This window comes from Exiguobacterium sp. A1_3_1, assembly GCF_048985645.1.
Taxonomy (GTDB): Bacteria; Bacillota; Bacilli; order Exiguobacteriales; family Exiguobacteriaceae; genus Exiguobacterium_A; species Exiguobacterium_A indicum.
On sequence record NZ_WBYY01000339.1, the window covers coordinates 1 to 539 of the forward strand.

Annotated in this window: 1 pseudogene; it reads left to right on the top strand. The window is 51.6% G+C overall.

The features are described 5' to 3' along the window. Window positions 1-539 (top strand): annotated as a pseudogene (locus F8N00_RS18250) (pyruvate carboxylase); the annotation flags it as partial.

The following is a 539-nucleotide window of genomic DNA, read 5'->3' on the forward strand; positions in this document are numbered from 1 at the left end:
TCGTGGGCTCGGAGATGTGTATAAGAGACAGCTATATACCAGGTGCAAAAGCGATTCTCGATGCGGAAGGTCCAGAAGCCGTCGCAAAATGGTTGGCAGCTCAGGAGAACGTTTTGTTGACAGATACGACATTCCGTGATGCCCATCAGTCGCTCCTTGCGACGCGGATGCGGACGAAGGATCTCGTTGCGATTGCAGAGGCGGAAGCGAAACTGCTACCTGAACTGTTCTCTGTCGAAGCATGGGGAGGCGCGACATTTGATGTCGCCTACCGATTCTTATCGGAGGATCCATGGGTTCGTCTGATGAAATTACGTGAAAAGATGCCGAACGTCCTCATTCAAATGTTGCTTCGTGGTGCGAACGGCGTTGGTTACAAAAACTATCCGGACAATGTCATTCACACGTTCGTTAAGGAAGCGGCGCAGGCAGGAGTCGACGTTTTCCGAATCTTCGATAGCTTGAACAACCCAGAGTCAATCCAACTTGCGATCGATGCGGTCTTGCCGCTGTCTCTTATACACATCTCCGAGCCCACG